Source organism: Thermoleptolyngbya sp. C42_A2020_037 (assembly GCF_015272455.1).
In the GTDB taxonomy this organism is placed as follows: Bacteria; Cyanobacteriota; Cyanobacteriia; order Elainellales; family Elainellaceae; genus Thermoleptolyngbya.
This window is the reverse complement of sequence record NZ_JACYLP010000048.1, coordinates 156,132-176,865: the sequence shown is the minus strand read 5'-3', so window position 1 is coordinate 176,865 and position 20,734 is coordinate 156,132. Positions and strand designations below refer to the sequence as shown.

Sequence of the window (20,734 nt, the reverse complement as noted above, 5' to 3'; positions counted from 1 at the left end):
AGAGGAAGCCATTGCCACAAGCTGGAGGCTTAGGACATTACAACGAGTGGATGCTCTAGGGTGAGAGTTTTTCGCGGGTTATTCTGTTAAACGATTGAAAAATCGGGCATCTTAAGTAGTGAGATCCACCGCCAGATTCAGCACATCCCAGCGCTGGCCTTCCTAACCTGGATCGAGATTGTGCCAGTTATGTCCTTAGACTTTTTGCCTCGCAGCGCTCGCTTTAGCTACTCTCCTTCACCGCCTCGCCATCCTTTTATGAGCCTCCAATTCAAGCTCATGCTGGGCTTTGCGATAGCTAGCGGGCTGGTTTTTGTCGGGTTATACGGCTGGCTTTATAGCAAAGCGCTAAATCGGGTGAGGGAGGGGCTAAGGCAGGACATGGTGAATACGCTCGACGGGGCGATCGCCGGTATTGATCCAGTCGAGTTTTCGCAGCTTTCCCGGCTACCTGCGCCCCAAAACGGGCCAGTGCCCACCTCAAACCCCCTCTATCAGCGCCATCAAGAATGGCTGATGAGAATTCATAATGTAGAGCCACGGGCCAATCCTTATACCCTGGTGAAGGGAGCCAAACCCTACGAAGCACTCTGGATTGGGGACAGCCTGCGAGTCTTCCAGCCGGAGAACGCCACAAGCTTTCGGGAAGCCTACCTCGCCACACCGGACAAAACGCGCCTCTATCAGGGATTTTCGGAAGTGACGCTGACGCTCTCGCCCTACACCGACCCTTGGGGAAGCTGGATTTCTGCCTATGGCCCGATTAAAAATGCTGAGGGGCAGGTGATTGGGCTGCTGGGGATCGATTTTCGGGCTGACGAGATCCAAAGTGTTGAACGAGACATTCGCAAAAGCTTGGCGATCGCCTTTGGCAGCACCTACTTGCTGCTGCTGGGTCTGGTGGTGCTGCTGGCCCGCTCCTTTACGCGACCGATTATCGACCTGACCGATGCCACCGAGCAAATGAGCCAGGGCGAATACGATCGGGCGCTGACGCAGTTTCATCGTCGCTATGTGCGAGATGAAATTAGCCAACTGGCCAGCAGCTTTGAGCGAATGGTAGAGCAGGTGCAGCAGCGCGAGGCAGACCTGGCCAGTGCCAACAGCAACCTGGAAGAACAAGTCCGGCAGCGCACCCAAGAGCTAGAAGAGAAAAACGCCCACCTTGAGCAAACCCTGCGAGACCTCAAGGCCACTCAGTCGCAACTGATTCAAACGGAAAAGATGTCGAGCCTGGGGCAGCTTGTAGCCGGTCTGGCCCACGAGATTAACAATCCCCTGAGCTTTATTCAGTCCAATTTGCTCCACGCTCGCGAGTATATGCAGCATGTGCTGGAAATGCTGCACCTGTATCAGTCACACGTCCCTAATCTGCCTGCTGCTTGTGAAAAGGCAGAGGAACTGGGGCTGGAATTTATTCAGGATGATGTGCCCAAGCTGCTGGGGTCGATGCAGGTCGGCACGCAGCGGATTAGCGAAATCGTGCGATCGCTCCGTGTGTTTGCTCGGCTGGATGAGTCTGAAGTAAAGTCTGTCGATTTGCATGAAGGGCTGGACAGTACGCTACTTTTGCTCAACAGCCGCCTCCGGAGTACGCCAAACCGGGCCGATATCCGCATTGTCCGCGACTATGGCGACTTGCCGCTCGTCGAGTGCTACGCCGGACAGATCAACCAGGTCTTTATGAACCTGTTGAGCAATGCCATCGACGCGCTAGAGGCAATGCGAGAACACGCAGATAGCTTCAGCAGTGCTGCTCCACAAGACCGGGGCCAGGCACGTTGCACAGATTGGAAGAAAGATTTATTACCAGACACGCAAGACGAAATTCCCACAATTTGGATTAGAACCCGCCTGCTCGAAGATGAGCGAGTCTCGGTCTGCATCGCAGACAACGGGATGGGCATGACGACAGACGTGCAGCAGCGCATCTTTAATCCCTTTTTCACCACCAAACCTGTGGGACGCGGAACCGGGCTAGGGCTGTCGATTTGCCATCAGATCATTACCGAGCGCCACGGCGGTACGCTGGAATGCACCTCATCTCCGGCGGAAGGGTCGGAATTTTGCTTTGAGATTCCCTTGAAGTTGCCTTTCAACCAGCCCCAACAGGCCCAGGCTTAGTCAAAAAGCCAGAGTAGAGAGTTGGGGTGACTGCGGGAACTCTGAGTTAGGCTGTAGCTGCTCAGACTTGCTGAAAGATGAGCAATCAATTAACAGGCTGTCGGCGCGGCCTATTCCCTCTACTTTGGAGACATTGCTATGGGTTTGTTCGATCGAATGTTTGGCGTACAAAACACAGTTCAGGAAACCTTTAGCCCTGCCGAAGCCTACGCAGCGATCGCCCTGGCCGCTGTTGCCTCTGATGGCTATCTGGCAGACGAAGAGCTGTCGGGGCTGATGAGTACGCTGAACCGGATGCAACTCTTCCGCAGCTATTCGAGCGACATTATGCGGCGGATGTTTGACAAGCTGTTTAGCATCCTCCGGCGAGATGGGGTTGGGGTTTTGTTTGCGATCGCCAAAGACTCTCTCCCCTTTGAGCTAAAGGAATCGGCCTTTGCGGTTGCCACCGATCTGGTTTTGGCCGATGGCCGTGTCACCCAGGAAGAGCAGCAGTTTCTCAACGATCTCTATCAAGCCCTCGGCATTTCCGAAGCCGCGGCCGAGAAGATTGTAGACGTGATGCTCATTAAAAATCGCGGCTAGTGTTATGTCACAGCTAGAACTTAGGTTGGGAGTAAGCGCTTTAGCGCTGAAGCGCTTACTACGAGCCAAGGCATCACCCTAAAACTAAACCATGACACTGCACTAGGTTGTAAGTCGGTTCATCGTGAGAGGCGATCGCCCAATTGAAGAGGCGATCGCCCTTTTTCATCGCTCTACTCCCGACACCCAGCCGCACGAAACTGCTCCATCAGCGCTGCGGGCCAGGTGGGGGCGATCGCGGGGGGCCGCTGGGAGGCATAGACCTGCATATTCCCCGTTGGCTCAACTGTTGCCAAAAACTCGCTCTCGTAATCCATCACCGGCGCTTGCCGCAAGAGCGATCGCGCAGATTGCGTATTGCTAGCCAGCAGTTGCCCCTCCGCCACCTGCGCCACAGAAAACTCCAGCGGCGTGTCATACACCTCAAACGGCACGGTTGCCGTTTCCTGCTTGCTATAGCGCACCAGGCATACGCGCCCTGGCACCTCTGACGGAAACACCGTCATAAAGTAATGGGGCAGCATATCCCACTCTTTTTCCCAGGTTCCCAAAAACGGGGCCACGTCTGGGTCTGTCTCTGCCCAAGTTTGCCGATAGGCGACCAGTTCTGAAGAAATCGGCGACCCCACCGAACCAATCTTGCCCAACCCCAGCAAGTCCAGATCGGCCTGAATCCGCTGCTGCATCTCGGCCTCTGCCTGACGGAGTGCGTCTTCTGTCAGCGGCGGCCGCAGCGGCGCATCTACCGGATGCAGCACCACATCAGGGTCGGGAGTGGCTGGGCCGGGCGCAGGCGGGGTGCAGGCTATGGCTGCCCCCAGTCCCGCCGTCAGCACCAGGGCCGCCGCCCACTTCACCCGAATTGCATGAGTCATCAATTGTTTTGCCATAGACCTTGTAGCCCAGACCATCAATCTCTGGGGTCTTTCCCTATAGGTCTACAATTTCTGGCATCAAGTTCCGCAATCAAAAAAGCCCCACCTCACCGATTGGGAAGGGGGGGCAGACTCTGCTTGAGAGCCAACCTGTTAAGAGCCAACGTCCCTCAGACCCAGAAGAATGGGCAGACGCTTGATTAGAGACAGTCGTTTAGTAAGGACGCAGCACGCCGCGCAGTTCGCCGGCCCGGTTGCGCGTGGTGTGAATATCCAGATAGAGATTGCCGCTTTCCAGCGCTTGCCGTTGTTCTGGCGTGAGGGTGTATTCTCCCGCAAAGCGACCGTCGCGATCGCCCCTCATCGTCACCGTCAGCGCGTACTGGAAGGGGCCGTTGGCTGTGGGTTCGCCCCGGTGAATGTGAACTGCTGAGGTGATGTTGGGGTTGGGCGGATCGACTGGATCAACGGTGTAGTCGCGCAGGGGGCCGGCCAGATTGCGAAAGTCGCCCCGCACCACCAGGCGATCGCCCGACAGCACGGCTCCGGCCGCACCCGTGGCCCGCCCAGAAGGAGATGCGCCGACCACCGCCCCCCGGCTCAGGGTTGCCGCAAAGCGCTGGAAAGAGGAACGGGTCATTCCCTGCGCCAGCAGCACGGTTTCTGCCTGACGCACCTCCGCAATGAGGGCGGGGTCGGTTGGACGCACCCAGCCAAAGACGGCTTGGGCCAGGGAGGGCGTAGACAGCCCCACGAGCGATAGGCACGTCAGCGCACCCAGAACGAAATGGAACAGAATCTTTTTGGGGTGAATCATGGCTTTGAGGCGTTCGATAGCACTTGCAGTATTGCGATGAATCCTAATGAACACTACGCCCAAAGCCGAAGCTTGGATTCATGATTCAATCCTCCAGCTTGAATTTGCGCCGGAAATCTGTACCCAGCCCGACAGAATTTATCAAAAGACAGGGGATAATGCTCTCTGTTCTGGGTGAGGCGATCGCCAGTATTTGAACCCATCACGACTGGTTGTGCGCTGCTCCAGCAAAGGCGCTGCTTAGATTTAGGAAGGCTGCTCATGAAAGTGCAAGATTTAAAGGGAAAAACCGTCGCGTTTGCCGGGTCGGGCGGGCTAGATAGCTGCACCATTACGCGCTGGCTCACAAACCAGGGCGTAAACGTGGTGTGCTTTACGGCCGATCTGGGGCAGCCGGACGAGGAAGATATGGACGCGGTGCGCCAGCGGATGCTGAAGGCGGGTGCGGTGGACTTTGTGCTGTTGCCCGTGCGAGAGGCGATCGCCGAAGATGGTCTCAAGGTGATTCAGTCGCAGGCCTGCTACGAAGGGCGCTATTGGAACACGACGGGAATTGCCCGCTGTTCCCTGACCAAGGCAATGATTCTGGAAATGAAGCAGCGCGGGCTGACGATTTTTAGCCACGGTGCAACGGGGCGCGGCAACGACCAGGTACGATTCCAGCTCATTACCAATATGCTGGCTCCAGAGTTTGAGGTGTATGCACCCTGGCGCGACGAGAGCTTTCTGGCGCGGTTCCCCGGCCGCAGCGAGATGATTGATTTCTGTCAGGAAAACGGACTGCCCGTGACGGCTACCAAAGACAAGCCCTATTCCACCGATGCCAACCTGCTGGGGCTGACGCATGAATCGGGAATGCTGGAGTCGCTGACCACGCCCGCCCAGTTCGTAAAGCCGATTATGGGCTGCTATCCGCAGGATGCGCCCGACACGCCAGAAGCCTTTACCGTGCGGTTTGAAAAGGGTCGCCCGGTGAGCGTGAATGGGGAATCGGTGAATCTGGTGGATGCGTTTTTGAAGACGAATGCGATCGCCGGAAAGCACGGCATCGGCATCGGCACGCACCTTGTGGAAAACCGCTTTGTGGGCATCAAGTCACGCGGCGTGTACGAAAGCCCCGGCGTAGAAACCCTTGGCACTTGCTACGCTTACCTGCTGCAACTGATTCTGGATCGGCGGGCGCGGGAGTTTTATGACCAGCTTTCGCTGCTGGTGGCCAAGCAAATCTACCAGGGCTATTGGTTTGACCGGGCAACGCAGATGATGCTGGCGGCGATCGCCAACACGGCCGAACTTGCCACCGGAACCATCGGCGTGTCGCTCTACAAGGGCAATATCTCCTTCGTCTCGGCCGACGATGTGCCCCACATCCTCTATTCCGAAGAAAACGCCTCAATGGAGGGCGTGGGCGACTATAACCACGGCGACTCGGAGGGGCTGCTGCGGGTCTTTGGCGTGAGCGCCCGCGTGCTGGCTACCAGCGGTCAGGTCGGTCTTTGAAGAACTGGGGACTGCGTTGAACGTGGCCCGAAACTGGGATGCGAGTTGATTGTTCGTGTGCGACGCACCCAAGCAGTCAACTCGCATCTCCGGGGACTTGCGCTTTGGCAGGCAAAACAGCAGCAGGCGAAACCCTAACGTTTTAGCACAATCCGATACCGCGCCTTGCCCGATACCAGATGCTCAAGGGCTTCATTAAGCAAACTAAGCAAACGGTGAATGAAGAACTGGAGTGGTGGATAAATCACCAAACAGATGAACAGGATTCACCCATGCTGCCGCTGATGATAGGGGGTTTTTGAGGGAGCAACAATCCTATGTCTGGGTGATTCCGTATCCTCTGCGCCTTGTCGATCCCCAGTTGGGCGGCTAGAGTCTTAATGAGTGCATCCAGTGTGGGCCTTTTGCGGATGGGGATGGAGTTGCACGATCGCCCCTTGGTAGGATAAACACGAGGGCGATCGCCCCCTCAAAACCCTGTCGGATGGTTCTCCTAAGCCCTCATTGCATGGTTCGTTGCATAAGATGCACAGGAGATGCATAGGACTGTCGAATTCATTGGCTGTGAATCCGTAATGGCGTTTGGGTAACTTGAAAGAAGTTGAGTCAGACGCATCGCCCTGTTTCTATCTGGAACTGCCATGAGCGCCCCCTCCTCGCATCTACATTCCACGTCCTCCCCATCGGCCAACCCGCTTGATGGGGACAATGCAACGGTTACGGTAGAGGTGGAGGTAGAAGTCCTCGCCGATGGTTCGAATACTGGGCAATTGACTGGGCGATCGCATCCGCCAGAATCACCCGCTTCCCCCCCCGTCCCTCCCCCCAATCCAAACAGCGATCCAAGCGCCACCAGCCCCTCCAGCAGCGCCAACCCCGGCAGCGCCCTGGCCACCACCAAGGGATCTTTCTCGTCCTTTCTCGCGCCGCTGACCCAGGATACGTTCAAGCAGGTCGTTACCGATGTTGAGCAAAAGCTAAGAGTGGTCAATCAAACCCTCTCGATGCTCGACAACCTGATGGATTCTCAGGGATTTGATGCCATCTTGAACGAGATGCTGCATTCCATCACCCTGAAAACCGGGGAACTGCTGAATGCCGATCGCGCCACAATTTTTCTCCTAGACGACGAGAAAGACGAACTGTGGGCGATCGTCGCCGAAGACGAAAACGGCAATAACCTGGAATTGCGAATTCCCAAGCACGTGGGCATTGCGGGCGAAGTCGCCACCACCAAGCAGGTCGTCAATATTCCCTACGACTTTTACGACGATCCCCGCTCCAAGGCGGCTCAGGCGCTCGACAAGAAAAATCACTACCGCACTTACACCATGCTGGCCATGCCCCTGCTGAACGATCAGGGCGACTTGGTGGCCGTTGTGCAATTGATCAACAAGCTCAAGCCCAACTGTGATTTGCAAGCGCACCTAGACGAGCGCATCGACCTGGGCGGCTTTACCGCGCAAGACGAGCAGGTGTTTGAAGAGTTTGCGCCCTCGATCCGGCTAATTCTGGAATCGTCCCGCTCGTTCTACAAGGCAACCCAGCAGCAGCGGGCCGCCTCGGCGCTGATGAAGGCGACCAAATCTCTCAGCCAGAGCAGCCTCGACCTGGAAGAAACGCTGGGCCGGGTGATGGAAGAGGCCCAGGAACTGATGCAGGCCGATCGCAGCACGCTCTGGCTCTTGGATCGAGACCAGCACCAGCTCTGGACCAAGCTGCCGATCAACGGCGTGCTGCAAGAAATTCGCATTCCGATGGACGCTGGCTTTGCGGGGCAGGTAGCGATGTCGGGTGAGCCAGTCCTCATTCCCTACGACCTCTACAATCACCCCAACTCCGACACTGCCAAGGAAACCGACAAAAAGACGGGCTATCGCACATGCAGCATGTTGTGTATGCCCGTGTTCAACGCAGATGGCGAACTGATCGCCGTCACTCAACTGATCAATAAGAAAAAGCAGGGCGACCATCCGCCCTACGACCCGGCAAACTATCCCGAAGCGCCGGAGATCTGGCGGGCTAGCTTTAACCGCAACGATCAGGAGTTCATGCAGGCGTTCAACATTCAGGCGGGTGTGGCGCTGCAAAACGCCAAGCTGTTTGCCACGGTGAAGCAGCAAGAACAACTCCAGCGCGATATTCTGCGATCGCTCTCCAACAGCGTGATTTCCACCGACAAAGAGGGGCGCATCATCGCCGCCAACGAAAGTGCCCGCAAACTGCTGGGTCTGAGCGACACCGACCCGCTGGAGGGTCTGCACGCCGAGGAACTGATTGGGCTGGAAAAGGGGGATTTTTCCAAGTGGTTCAAAATGGCGCTCACGCCGACTGATGACAAGTGCCGTCAGCAGTATTACCCGGATCAAACGCTGAATGCGGTCAAAGGCGTGGAGCAGCATAGCATTAACCTGTCGATTAACACCATCGCCGATGCGAGTGACCCGGAGCAGGTGTCGGGAGCGCTGGTGGTGATGGACGACATCAGCGGCGAAAAGCGGCTAAAAAGCACCATGTCGCGCTACATGTCGCAGGAAGTAGCGCAGTTGCTCTTTGAGAACCCCAACGCGGCCAAAATGGGGGGCGATCGCAAGGAAGTTTCCGTCCTCTTTTCCGACATTCGCAGCTACACCACGCTGACCGAGAGCATGACCGCCGAAGAGGTGGTGGAAATGCTGAACCAGTATTTCGAGAGCATGGTAGATGCCGTGTTTGCCTATAAGGGCACGCTGGATAAGTATATCGGCGACGCGATCATGGCAGTATTCGGTTCACCGCTGCCGTTGGATGATCACGAGTGGATGGCTGTGCAAACGGCAATCGAGATGCGACATCGACTATCCGCGTTTAACGCCGACCGCGTGCAGCGTCAGAAGCCGCCGATTCGCATTGGTATTGGCATCAACTCCGATATCGTCATCAGCGGCAACATCGGTTCCAGTCGCCGCATGGAGTTCACCGCCATTGGCGACGGGGTCAATCTGGGGTCGCGCCTGGAAAGCGCCAGCAAGCAATATGGCACCGACATCATCATCAGCGAGAATACCTACAAGCCCTGCGCCGATCGGATCTGGGCACGAGAGCTAGACTGTATCCGGGTGAAGGGCAAGACGCAGCCCGTCAGTATTTACGAACTGGTGGGGCTGCGTGACGAACTCATTCCTGATGAGAAAAAGCGGCTGATCGACCTTTATCACGAAGGGCGAAAGCATTACCTGAACCGCGATTTCGTCAAAGCGATGAGCGCTTTTGCCACGCTGCTGCAAGACGTGAACAACGAAGACAAAGCCGCCAAGCTCCACCTCGACCGGTGCACGCACTGGCTCAGCCATCCGCCCAACGACGAAACCTGGCAAGACGGCGTGTGGACCATGACGGAAAAGTGAGGGATTAGGGGTTCGGGATTAGGGATTGAGGCATTCATCTAGCACCTGAAACCTGATCCCTGAAACGTGAAACCTGACCCCTCAATCCTCTTCCTCTGATGGGGTAGGCAGCGTCAGGTTGTAGCGCAGCGCCAGCATTCGGAGCAGGACAATGGTACAAAATCCGGCAACGGTGGCGATCGCCATATCCACCTGCCACAACACCAGCACCAGATAAACCCAGCAGCCGACAAAGGCGCAAGTGGCATAGAGCGTGGCGGTCTTGCGAAAAACGACGGGAATCTGAACCAGCAGGATATCGCGCAGCACGCCGCCCACCACGCCCGTAATCACGCCCAGCAGCGACGCGGTGAACGGCGGCATTCGATACTCCAGCGCAAAGGCCGTGCCAGAAATGCTAAACAGGGCCAGCCCAAAGGCATCCAACAGCGCAAAGACTCGATAGGCGGGCGCTTTGACTGGTTTCAGCAGGCGCGACCCATAGACATACAGCGCTGCCAACAGCAGCACCAGCACCGCATAGCCCTCATAGCGCACCCAAAAGAACGGTCGCCGATCCAGCAGCACATCGCGCAACGTCCCACCCCCAAAGGCATTCACAAAGGCGATCGCATACACGCCCACCAAATCCAGCCCCTTCTTGCGGGCAGCAATCATCCCCGACAGCGCCGAGGTGATCACAGCCGACACTTCTAGCGGATATTGCACCGTGGCGAAGCGTTCAAGTTGAGCGGCGATCGCATCTAGAGACATCAGAGGATTAAGCAGAGGATGAAGCGCTGTGGGTCAGGGATTGGGCTGAGACTTGAGAAAATCCAGAAAGTCGTAGAGTTCGGTTTCGTTGAGTTCCTGGCGCGATCGCTTGCTATAGGTGGCTTTCAGGTGTTCGCGGCCGCGTTTTGCGTCCCAACCCAAGCGGCGTAGTTCTACATCGGTTTCAGCGAGGATGTCGGAAAAGTCAATAGCAGTCGGAGCCGGGTCGGGCGGCGCGGGTTCGGGCGCGGGCGACGGACTGGTGGATTTTTTGCGAGAGGGTTTGGCGCTGATCTGCGAGGCGGGCTTAGTGATTTGGGATAAATCAACGGGTTCGGAGGCTTCTGGAAAACCGTCGTCAGATGCGGAAATATGGGCATAGAAATCTGCCACAACGGGGCCGGGGTCTAGCTCGTCTTCGGGCGGCAGGGGCGGATCAAGCGGATCGGGTTTGTCCCAGTCGCTTTCAGTCGGGAGTATCGCCGCTTTGGTCGCAGGGTCACTCGCTGGGGCAATCGGTGGCACGGTAGAAACAGTGCTATCCACCGGTGAACTGGCGCTGGGCAAAACGCTCGGTGAGCGATTCCAGGGTGCATCCATCGGTGCAGATCCAGGCGTGTGCCCGAGGTTAGTTTCGCCAACTTGCCCGCCAACTTGCCCGCTAGCTTGCCCAAATGTCTGGACAGAGGCAGTCAATCCGTCATTCATGCCCAATCCATACAGCCCTAGCGCCCGGAGCGATCGCCCCAGCGCCCGATCTTCTGCGTCTTCGAGACTGGCGCTTTCGGCCAACCCTGTGGCCAGCGTCAGCCCGCCCATCACTACGCTAGCCCGCACGACATAGCGACTGTTTTGCACGGTCAGCAGGTCGGCAATCAGTCCGGCGGCCGGGTATGTAGCCCGAAATTGCGCCAGTAGTGCGGGCAAATTCTCAGACCAGTTCTCAGGCAAATTTTTAGCAGAATCAGCAGAAAAAAGCGACATGACCAACAACTTGAGGGAACGCTCGGAAAAGCAGTGTAGCAGCGGGCGGGTTTACAGGCGTGCGATCGCCTCCTCACCATACCCGGATTTCAGCCCAACGAAGCGAGTCGGGTCGAGGTCGAGGTCGGATTTCATGCGTGGTTTCGTGCATGGGGCAGACGTTTTTGCTGAACCCGCAAAAGCCTTTGATTCATCCCTGGAATTTTCTGAGACAAAGATTTGGGTTTAAATTCGATATGCTGTGAAGGAATGCTGTGAAGAATATGGTTCGTTTAATCTGCGCTCCACTGCTGCTTCTTTGCAGAGATTCTCGCCGTTTGCGTTGCTGTTTGCCTAGAGATTGCCGCCATGCTAGATAGATTGCTCGACTTGTCTCCCAACTTGGGTGTAGACACGTTCCTTCTGCTGACGGTGCTGGTGGCCCTCGAAACGCTGCTGTCTGCCGACAATGCGATCGCGCTGGCAGCCATCGCCCAAGGGCTAGACGGCAAAAAAATGCAGCGAGACGCGCTGAATTTGGGGCTGGTCGTCGCGTTTATTTTTCGGGTCATCCTGATTCTGACGGCAACCTGGGTGATCCGGTTTTGGCAGTTTGAGCTGGCAGGCGCGCTCTATTTGCTCTGGCTCGTGTTTAAGTATTTCACGTCCGATGAAACAGAAGACGGCGAACACCACCACCGTGGGCCCCGTTTTACGTCACTCTGGCAGGCAATTCCGGTCATCGCTGTGACCGATCTGGCGTTTTCGCTAGATAGCGTTACCACGGCGATCGCCCTCTCCCAGGAGGTGTGGCTAGTGCTGACGGGCGGGCTAATTGGCATTCTCACGCTGCGGCTATTGGCGGGGCTATTTATCCGCTGGCTGGATGAATACACCCATCTGGAAGACGCGGGCTACATCACCGTGGGGCTGGTGGGCTTGCGGCTGCTGATCAGGGTGTTTAACGACAGCCTCGTGCCGCCGCAATGGGCAATGATTTCGGTGATTGCGCTGCTGTTTGTCTGGGGCTTTTCGGAGCGCAAACCGGAGGCGATCGCCGCTGAGTCTGGCTCTGCGCCCCGTGTCGAAGCCCATACTCCACCCGATGTGCCTCCGCTCGAAGTTCCTTCTGCGGCCAAGCCAGAAGCCGATGAGCGCGAAGCGCAAGAGATTTCTGCCGATTGAGCCGCCGATTAAGCCATAGATGGCCCCTAAGCTCCAGCCTTATGGATACTCTTTTGTCTTCGAGTCCGATGGCGATCGCCCCGCCGCGCTGCCCAGACCTGCTGGCCCCAGCCGGCAACTGGGACTGCGCCCGTGCTGCGGTCGAAAACGGAGCCGACGCGATCTATTTCGGGCTGGATCGGTTCAATGCACGAATGCGGGCGCAAAACTTTACCGAAGCCGATTTGCCAGACCTAATGGCATTTCTACATCGGCGCGGCGTGAAGGGCTATATCACGCTGAATACGCTGGTCTTTCCGGCAGAACTCGCCGAAGCCGAGCAGTATGCGCGAACCATGATCGCGGCAGGGGTGGATGCGGCAATTGTCCAGGATGTGGGCATTTGCCGCCTAATTCGCCACCTGTCGCCCGACTTCCCCATCCACGCCTCCACGCAGATGACCATTACCAGCGCTGCCGGGGTCGCCTTTGCCGAGGCGCTGGGCTGCAACTTAGTGGTGCTGGCCCGCGAGTGTTCCCTCAAGGACATCCGAAAGATCCAGCAGCAACTGGGCGATTCCCTCAGGGATCGCGGCGCGAATCGCGCTATGGCCATGCCGCTGGAGGTCTTCGTCCACGGGGCGCTGTGTGTCGCCTACTCTGGGCAATGCCTGACCAGCGAATCCCTTGGCGGCCGCTCTGCCAACCGGGGCGAGTGTGCACAGGCCTGTCGAATGCCCTACGATCTCATTGCAGACGGGCAGAAGGTGGATTTGGGCGATCGCCACTATTTGCTCAGCCCCCAGGATCTATCTGGACTCGACGTATTGCCCGACCTGGTGGCCACAGGCGTAGCCTGCCTGAAAATCGAAGGTCGCCTGAAATCGCCAGAATACGTCGCCAACGTCACACGGGTCTATCGCAACGCGCTCGATCGCGTTTGGCAGATGGTCTCAGAGCGCCAGAGCGATGAATTTGCAGAACGCCCCAGCGCCTCATCTCCTGAAGACCGCTACAACCTTGAAATGGCTTTCTCTCGCGGCCTCTACACGGGATGGTTTCGCGGCATCAACAACCAGGAACTTGTCCATGCGCGATTTGGCAAAAAGCGGGGCGTCTATCTGGGCGAAGTGACCCGCATCCGCAATGAGCGAGCCATGATAAGGCTCCAGGCTCCGCTAAAACCGGGCGATGGTGTGGTGTTCGACAGCGGCCACCCCGATGCCCCGGAAGAAGGCGGCCGGGTGTATTCCGTCGAAATGCAGGGTGACGAAGCAACCCTCACCTTTGGGCGCGGCGCAGTGGACTGGCGGCGGGTGCGCGTGGGCGATCGCCTCTGGAAAACCAGCGACCCCGACCTCGATCGGCAGCTTCGGCAAAGCTACGCAGGCGACACGCCCAGGTTTCAGCAGCCCATCTCGATCGAGGTGCATGGCGACGTGGGGCAACCGCTGGTGGCGATCGCCCGCGACGAGCAGGGCCACATCGCCCAGGTAGAATCGGAACTGCCACTGGCGATCGCCCAAACCCAGCCCCTCACCACCGAACGCCTGCGGGCACAATTCGGACGGCTCGGCAACACGCCCTTCCGCCTCGGCTCCCTGCAAAATTACTTGGGCAGCGCCACCATGCTGCCCATCCGCGAACTCAACCGCCTCCGCCGAGAACTCGTCGCCCAGCTCGAAGCCCAGCGCATCCAGCCAAAACCCTGGCATCTCAACCCCCACGCCACCCTGCACACCCTCCTCCCTCCCCTTCCCGCCCGCTCCCCTGTTCCCCCCAGCCTGATCGCCCTTACTCGTACCCTATCTCAACTGCAAGCCGCCCTCGATGCAGGAATTCAGACGCTCTACTGCGAATTTGAAGACCCGCGCAGATACCACGAAGCGGTCGGGCTAGTTCGGAGTCACCCCAACTCTGACTCCCTGGAAATTTTCGTTGCGCCGCCCCGCATTACCAAACCCGGTGAAACCTGGATCTTGCAGCAGGTGCAACGTGCCCAGGCAGATGGCTATCTAGTGCGAAACTACGACCATCTCCAGTTTTTTGCCGACCAGCGCCGTATCGGCGATTTTTCGCTGAATGTGGCCAACGCGCTTTCCGCCGACCACTTTCGACGGGCAGGGCTAGAGCGACTCACCGCATCCTACGATCTCAACCTCCAGCAACTAGAGGGCCTATTGACCAGTTGCCCACCAGACTGGTTTGAGATCACGATTCACCAGCACATGCCCATGTTTCACATGGAACACTGCGTCTTTTGTGCATTTCTTTCCAAGGGCACAGACTATACCAACTGCGGTCGCCCCTGCGAAAAGCAGGTAGTCAAATTGCGCGATCGCACGGGCACAGAGCATATCCTGCAAGCCGACGCAGGCTGTCGCAATACTGTATTTAACGGCACTGCCCAAACCGGCGCAGAAGCGGTTCATCGACTCATGCAGCTTGGGGCGCAGGCGTTTCGCCTGGAATTTCTCAACGAAACGCCTGCTCAGGTCATGCAAACCATCCAGCGATATCAAGCGCTGCTGGAGGGAACATTAAGCGGAACTGCGCTGTGGAAAGATCTCAAGCTACAAAATCAGCTCGGCGTGACGCGGGGAACCCTCAACTCTTGACCCACTTTTCTGAAGCAGTCCTTCCTGATTCACGCGCTGGTTTGTGAATTTAGTTTGTGAATTTTTGATGAACTTATGCCTTCTTTCTTGAAAGGAAGCATAAACCTCGACCAAGCATAAAAAAATCCTGGATCAACTCCCTTAGGATTTCTTCATCTTGTGTCAATTTCCCGTATAGTTTTGACAGGGTTTCCAAGCTGAGACATGAGGCACATGTGTCTTCTGGTCAATCTCTGGGTAACCTGATTGAGGAACCGCGACCAGCAGCTTATGCCCCCCTTGCTCGCTGTCACGACTTCCGGGTGTGCCCTAGTTGTGAAAGTAGTGTGTAGTGGTTTGGAGTGATATGGTGAGACGTTGCATTACAAGACGTTGCGTTGTGGAACACAGTCAAACCTCCCTTCCCCTTGGGACTTGTTTACAGATGCGCTTTTGACTCTGGTAAACCGCTGACCGCCAGAAGGCGCGGCTCAGCGCGATAGGCGGACTAGCACATCCGCTTTTGAGGATGAAGCGCACTCCTCAGGTGCTTTTGCCAAAAGTAAAAATTGGGGCTTTTTGGGTAAGTTCATTCAATCTGCTCAAGCTCGATATTTCCGCTTGAGCTAGTCCTGATTTGTCCTGTTGCTTTTGCCCCTCTCAGGGTGATTTGGAGTCTTTTAGATTTGGGTTTCTCGCAGGTTCTCATGCTTCCATTTTTGCCACTGTTTCCCCTTGCTCAAGCCACCCCGGCCGAGGTCTACATCCCTACACCACCTCCGCCGACCCCACGACTCAGCCATGTCGTCGAAGCTCAGGAGGTGCGCCCCCTGCCGGGGCGGCTTGACTCGGTGCCCGTGTTTAACAGCAACAGTCCGGAACTGGTGCAGCAGGAAGGCATCTTGCTATCCACCTTTCCACCGCAGGGAATGCGCGTTCCCTCTGCCCACTTGAACTACGCCTTTGAAGGGCGCTTTGACGTGTTCGCCCATCACATTGCCAAAGGGCGCACGCCAACCGACGTGCGGACGCTCTACATTGGGCTTTTGGCCTACAATCCATCCGATCGCCCGGTGACGATTCAGGTTCATCAGTCTGCCAGTTACCTGAGCCAGGAAGCTCCGTTCTATGACCTGCCCTCCTACGTCGCGAATGCTGGACCCACAGTGTTTGCAGGGCCGGGCAGCCGCACAATGGGCGACATCTTGCGAGGGCTGAGTCAAGCCATTTTGCCGGAGCGGGTCACGATTCCACCCCGCTATGTGCAACTGCTGCTAAACGAACCCATTCCCCTGCGGAGCTTGCAGTCGTACCGTAATCGTGAGCCGTTGCCTATTGTCGATCCGGAAGATATGGGGCTAGACGCGGCAGAGGCAGCCGATGTGGTGCAAAACGGTGAGGCGCGTCGCCCGGCTCGTCCATCCAATGCCAATCTGCCCATCAACGGGCGATCGGCGCTGCTGCATTTGTCCAGCGATGGCCCTGTGCATCTGGCAAGTCTGGGCATGTTTGCCAGAGTGAATGGCAACGGCACCGAGCGATCGCCCCGCATGGAGGAGTGGCTGGCGCTCTTGCAGCAGGGCGATGTGGCTGGGCCGCGCGATCGCATCCCAACGCCGCCCAACGCCCGTCAGATTGGTCGATTTTATTACAGCCGGGTGGCTGGCGTGTCACAGGGTTCTCGCTGGGATGCCGTGCTGACGGATGGCGATGGGGTTGATCATTTGACGATTCCCCAGCAAGGGGGAGCGATTTCCTACGCCATTAGCACGGTTGATCGGCATACCCTGGGCACTGGGCAAATTCAGAGTGCGCCCATGCTGGTTCGCTATCCGGATACCGCCTATCGGGGTCATGGCAACTATGGTGTGCGCTATAACCTGACGCTGCCGCTGTATAACAACACCAACCAAGAGCAGACCGTGGCGCTGCTGTTCCAAACGCCAATGAAGGACGAATCGCTGCGGGGTCAGGCGTTGCGCTTCCTGAATCCGCCCGATCGCCGAGTGTTTTTCCGGGGGACGCTGCGGCTGCGATATGTGAATGACTGGGGGGTGACCCAGACCCGCTATGTGCATGTGGTGCAGCGACGCGGCCAGCAGGGCGAGCCGCTATTGACCTTAAACCTGAGACGGGGCGATCGCCGTCAGGTGCAGGTTGAACTGCTCTACCCGCCCGATGCCACGCCCCCCCAGGCGCTCACCATTCAAACGCTGGCACCGGGGCAAGTGCCTCGGCCGACACCGCAAGAAGAAGGCGGTACAGCCGTTACGCTGGAAGCCTCTCCTCAGCCGTAGGCAGTCCTTTGGGGGAAGAATCACAGAAAAATCACATCTGCAACCCCTAGATTCCTAAATTCCGTGGCTCTTGCCGATCACCCAATGCCGTCGGAAAAAGCGCGACAGGCTAGATTCTTGCAGCAACAGGCAAATTGGGCGACCGTGGGGGCAGGTGCGCGGGTTGCGGGTCTGCTGCCAGCGGTCGAGCAGAGTTTGCAGTTCGGGTAGGGTCAGCGGCGTGCCGTTGCGGATGGCCGTACGGCAGGCCGTCGCCACTAGCGCTGTCTCCAGATCACCGCCCAAGCTTAGTTCCAGCAGGGCCGCTGCACAATCTTCCCGCTGCGCCAGCGGAGCCGGAGCCGTGCGGACGGCCCACAGTGTGTCCCCGAAGGGTTCCACCGTCAGCCCAATGCGAACGAGTTGTTCGACCTGGGCGGTAGAGAGGTTAGGCAATAGGGCGGGCGGATCGAGGGGCACGACTATCCAGCGATCGCACAATTCCTCATACAGCACCCGCTCATGGGCAATGTGCTGCTCAATCAGCCAGATGCCTGCGGGGTGTTCTGCCAGGATGTACATGTTATGAACCTGGGCGATCGCCCGCAGCGGAGTGGGCGCGGCATGGGGCGGGAGCGCAGGCGCGGAAGATTCCTCAGGAGATTCCTCACCGATGGATTCATTAGGTTCGCCCAGTCTGCCCAGCGTATAGCCCCCACCAGACTCGGCAGTCCGCAGCACTTGCCCGATGCGCTGGCTGTGGGCAGTGTCGCTCAGGCTATTGGCATGAAGGCTGAGGGCGTGGGCGATCGCCTCTTGTACCTGTGCTTGCAGCCTGTCCAGTTCCTTCAGGTAAATCTCGGCTTTGGCGGGGTGGCGATTCCAGTCAATTTGCTCCGGCGGCAGGTGCAGATGCAGAAAACAAACCGGATGGCGATCGCGCGGCAGCGTCCGGCGAAACGCACCCAAAATTGTCTGTTCCAGTTCTGGAACCTGGACAACCCGCCCATTCACAGCCACCTTGACCCAGTCTGGACGGCGGCGATGGCAGCGGTCGGGTAGACCCAGCAGGAGTGTGGAGCGCGAGGGATCGAGCGTTCTTACGTCCCCACTACGCCCATCCGCTCCCAACTCAACCTCCACCAAATCCCCCGGCTGCACGTCGCGCAAAATTTGCGGCAAGAGGTATCGCGCTGACTGGCTAGCCCACAGACTAAACCAGGGGCGATCGCCCTGCTGCACCACCCACGTCACCTGCGGATGGCCCAGCGCCAGATGATAGACCATCTGCTGGATGGCGCGGAGTTGTTGGGTCATCGGCGGCAATCCCTCGCGGCGGGGCAGCCAGTTGCCAAACAGGTGCGAAACCGTGACCACTGTTCCAGGGGCGATCGCCACCGTGGTTTCCGACACAGGGTGGCCCTGGCGGTCGTAGCGCACCCACCAGCCTTCCGTCGAATCTGCCAGACGGCTGCCAATTTCCAAATCGGCCAATTGCGCCAAACTGTGCAGCGCCTCACCCCGAAAGCCCAGGCTGCGAATCTTCCACAAGTCTTCGCTGGCGTGAATCTTGCTGGTGCTGTGGGGCGCGGCCGCTCGGCGCAAATCAGCATGGCCCATGCCGCTGCCATTGTCCGCCACGCGCAGCGACCACCGCTCGGGCCATACAGCAATGCTGACGTGAGTTGCGCCCGCGTCCAGCGCGTTTTCCGCCAGCTCTCGCACCACTGCCCCCAGCGAGTCGATCACCTCGCCCGCCGCAATGAGATTCACGACTGCGTCCGAAAGGGGCTGGATGGATTGCGTCATCCGGTTTGGTTGGTTAGGACAGAACCCCTAACATTCTGCCTAATTTTGCAATCTACAGGTCAACTCTGACCTAGACTTGCCCTGCTAAGCGGACGGGTGGAGGCGATTTTGCATAAGTTCTCGCCTTGAAGAAATATAGTCTACTGAAACTGAAACCCAGCGTCGGCTATTGTAAACCTGATGGCGTTTCCTGACCGAATCAAGTTTTCTCGTAGATTGTTTGGCCAGGGTAGCTTCCTGGGAACACTGGTAGAAACTTTTACAAACCTTTTGGACAACGGGGAGACTGAAGCAACACTATGGAGCAGCGGACACACACCACTCCAGACGGGAAAACGGTCATCGTCCTGATGCCCACCGGACGCTTGGATATCACGACGGCCTGGCAGTTTCGCCTGAAGCTGCAAGAGTCGATTTCCCGACTCAGCCCCCACATTGTCGTGAATTTGTCACAGGTAAACTTTATCGACAGTTCTGGCCTCACGTCGTTGGTGGCTGGGATGCGCGATGCTGACAAAGTGAAGGGCAGCTTCCGAATTTGCAACGTCCACCCCGAAGCCAAGCTGGTATTTGAGGTGACCATGATGGACTCGGTGTTTGAAATTTTTGAAACCGAGGAAGAAGCGCTAGAAGGCGTGCCCCGCAGCGTGGTTACGGGCTAACGGGTCAGACAGGGCAGATAATGGGCGATCGCCCCAATGCTGCCACCTCGTGTCCCATCGCGCCCCATTCCTCCGCGATATGGGATAATGGGATCACAATAATTTAAGACTTCCCGTGAACGACGTTCGCACTGTTTCTGATACCAAGCGTGCTTTCTATAGCCTGCACACGCGCCCGATCAACTCAATCTATCGGCGCGTGGTAGAAGAGCTGATGGTAGAAACGCATCTGCTCATGGTCAACGCCAACTTTCGCTACGACCCAGTGTATGCACTGGGCGTGGTGACCACCTTCGACCGCTTCATGCAGGGCTATCGTCCGGAGCCGGATCAGGAGTCAATCTTCAACGCCCTATGCCGGGCGGTTGGCGGCGACCCCCAAGTCTATCGGCAAGACGCAGAGCGCCTGCTTGCAGAGGCAGCCCATCTTTCACCAGAGGATGTGGTGTCTAAGGTGCGAGAATCGACGGAACCGACGGATGGGTTGGTCGGCGTACTGCGCGGTGTGGCGAGCAATCCAAACTTTAAGTACAGCCGCCTGTTTGCCATTGGGCTATATACCCTGCTGGAACAGATGGACAGCGACATGATGAAGGACGAGGCTCGCCGAGTGGCAGCGCTCCAGTCCCTTGGTGATGCGCTGAACCTGTCTGCCGACAAAATGCAGAAAGATCTAGAACTCTATCGCAGCAACCTGGACAAGATGACCCAGGCGCGGGCTGTGCTAGAGGACATTTTGAAGGCAGACCGCAAGAAAAAGGAAGAGCGGGCCAAGGCAAAGGAGGCGAAGCCTGAAGATGGGGCGATCGCTACTCCACCTAGCTCATCATCCGAACCCAACTGAGGCCGAGGCCTGCCATAAAACCTCTGTCATTGTCATCATAAAGCCTTTGTCATAAAGCCCCTGAAAAAGCAGTGCTGCTCTACCCACTCGGCGCTGCTTTTTCTTTTATGGGGAGACTTGATGTGAAGGGCGATCGCCCCCGATCAGCACCCCTAGATGCGGAAAATTGGGCACTGTCTCGGCTCAATGCAGCCAAAACGCCTGAGAGGAATCTAAAAAATCGGGATGAAAGGATTTGAACCTTCGGCCCCCTCGTCCCGAACGAGGTGCGCTACCAAGCTGCGCTACATCCCGGCGGTGAAATCCACCTTAGACATTCTAGCCTACCACACGCTGCAATCAGCCTAGCCTTTATAATTCAAACAGTGTGATTCGGGCA

General features: G+C 57.5%; 14 protein-coding genes and 1 tRNA gene. 9 read left to right on the top strand and 6 right to left on the bottom strand.

The features are described from left to right. Positions 1-258 precede the first annotated feature (258 nt). Together IGS16_RS17025 and IGS16_RS17020 are read left to right on the top strand one after the other, a co-directional pair. Positions 259-2,124, top strand: coding sequence for an ATP-binding protein (locus IGS16_RS17025; RefSeq protein ID WP_297087435.1), 1,866 nt, complete (start codon positions 259-261; stop codon positions 2,122-2,124). Positions 2,125-2,262: 138 nt separating this feature from the next. Continuing rightward, positions 2,263-2,709 (top strand): tellurite resistance TerB family protein, encoded by a 447-nt coding sequence (locus IGS16_RS17020; protein ID WP_172353850.1) that lies wholly within the window; start codon positions 2,263-2,265, stop codon positions 2,707-2,709. Between the two features lie 173 nt (positions 2,710-2,882). On the opposite strand, the gene IGS16_RS17015 is transcribed toward IGS16_RS17020, so the two are convergent. Further along, positions 2,883-3,584: a hypothetical protein gene (locus IGS16_RS17015; protein ID WP_297087433.1), complete on the bottom strand. Its 702-nt coding sequence runs from the start codon at positions 3,582-3,584 to the stop codon at positions 2,883-2,885. Between the two features lie 214 nt (positions 3,585-3,798). Beyond that, complete coding sequence (locus tag IGS16_RS17010; RefSeq protein ID WP_297087431.1) at positions 3,799-4,401, bottom strand: CHRD domain-containing protein; 603 nt, start codon at positions 4,399-4,401, stop codon at positions 3,799-3,801. Positions 4,402-4,662: 261 nt separating this feature from the next. On the opposite strand from IGS16_RS17010, the gene argG reads away from it, so the two are divergent. Further along, positions 4,663-5,901 carry an argininosuccinate synthase gene (gene argG / locus IGS16_RS17005; protein ID WP_297087429.1) on the top strand — a complete coding sequence of 413 codons (1,239 nt, stop codon included), beginning with the start codon at positions 4,663-4,665 and terminating at the stop codon, positions 5,899-5,901. Positions 5,902-6,542: 641 nt separating this feature from the next. Further along, a complete protein-coding gene (locus IGS16_RS17000) occupies positions 6,543-9,287 on the top strand; it encodes a GAF domain-containing protein (protein WP_297087426.1) in 2,745 nt (914 codons plus the stop codon). An 81-nt stretch (positions 9,288-9,368) separates the two neighbouring features. Here IGS16_RS17000 and IGS16_RS16995 read toward each other — a convergent pair whose 3' ends face one another. Both IGS16_RS16995 and IGS16_RS16990 read right to left on the bottom strand, forming a co-directional pair. Beyond that, a complete protein-coding gene (locus tag IGS16_RS16995) occupies positions 9,369-10,040 on the bottom strand; it encodes a trimeric intracellular cation channel family protein (protein ID WP_297087424.1) in 672 nt (223 codons plus the stop codon). 33 nt (positions 10,041-10,073) lie between these two features. Then, a complete protein-coding gene (locus IGS16_RS16990) occupies positions 10,074-11,024 on the bottom strand; it encodes a hypothetical protein (protein ID WP_297087422.1) in 951 nt (316 codons plus the stop codon). A 348-nt stretch (positions 11,025-11,372) separates the two neighbouring features. Here IGS16_RS16990 and IGS16_RS16985 point away from each other — a divergent pair, with 348 nt between their 5' ends. The 3 genes from IGS16_RS16985 to IGS16_RS16975 all read left to right on the top strand — a co-directional run bounded on the left by IGS16_RS16985 (position 11,373) and on the right by IGS16_RS16975 (position 17,061). Continuing rightward, complete coding sequence (locus tag IGS16_RS16985; protein ID WP_297087420.1) at positions 11,373-12,188, top strand: hypothetical protein; 816 nt, start codon at positions 11,373-11,375, stop codon at positions 12,186-12,188. A gap of 41 nt (positions 12,189-12,229) precedes the next feature. Next, positions 12,230-14,785 carry a U32 family peptidase gene (locus IGS16_RS16980; protein WP_297087419.1) on the top strand — a complete coding sequence of 852 codons (2,556 nt, stop codon included), beginning with the start codon at positions 12,230-12,232 and terminating at the stop codon, positions 14,783-14,785. Between the two features lie 686 nt (positions 14,786-15,471). Further along, complete coding sequence (locus IGS16_RS16975; protein WP_297087417.1) at positions 15,472-17,061, top strand: DUF3370 domain-containing protein; 1,590 nt, start codon at positions 15,472-15,474, stop codon at positions 17,059-17,061. Between the two features lie 54 nt (positions 17,062-17,115). Here the strand turns inward: IGS16_RS16975 and mutL are convergent, their stop codons facing one another. Next, positions 17,116-18,849: a DNA mismatch repair endonuclease MutL gene (gene mutL / locus IGS16_RS16970; protein ID WP_297087414.1), complete on the bottom strand. Its 1,734-nt coding sequence runs from the start codon at positions 18,847-18,849 to the stop codon at positions 17,116-17,118. Between the two features lie 299 nt (positions 18,850-19,148). Here mutL and IGS16_RS16965 point away from each other — a divergent pair, with 299 nt between their 5' ends. Continuing rightward, positions 19,149-19,511, top strand: a complete 363-nt coding sequence (locus tag IGS16_RS16965) for an STAS domain-containing protein (RefSeq protein ID WP_068508638.1) — start codon at positions 19,149-19,151, stop codon at positions 19,509-19,511. A gap of 115 nt (positions 19,512-19,626) precedes the next feature. Then, positions 19,627-20,355 carry a photosystem II biogenesis protein Psp29 gene (gene psb29, locus IGS16_RS16960; protein WP_297087411.1) on the top strand — a complete coding sequence of 243 codons (729 nt, stop codon included), beginning with the start codon at positions 19,627-19,629 and terminating at the stop codon, positions 20,353-20,355. A 220-nt stretch (positions 20,356-20,575) separates the two neighbouring features. On the opposite strand, the gene IGS16_RS16955 is transcribed toward psb29, so the two are convergent. Continuing rightward, positions 20,576-20,649 (bottom strand) — tRNA-Pro (locus IGS16_RS16955). Positions 20,650-20,734: the final 85 nt, after the last annotated feature.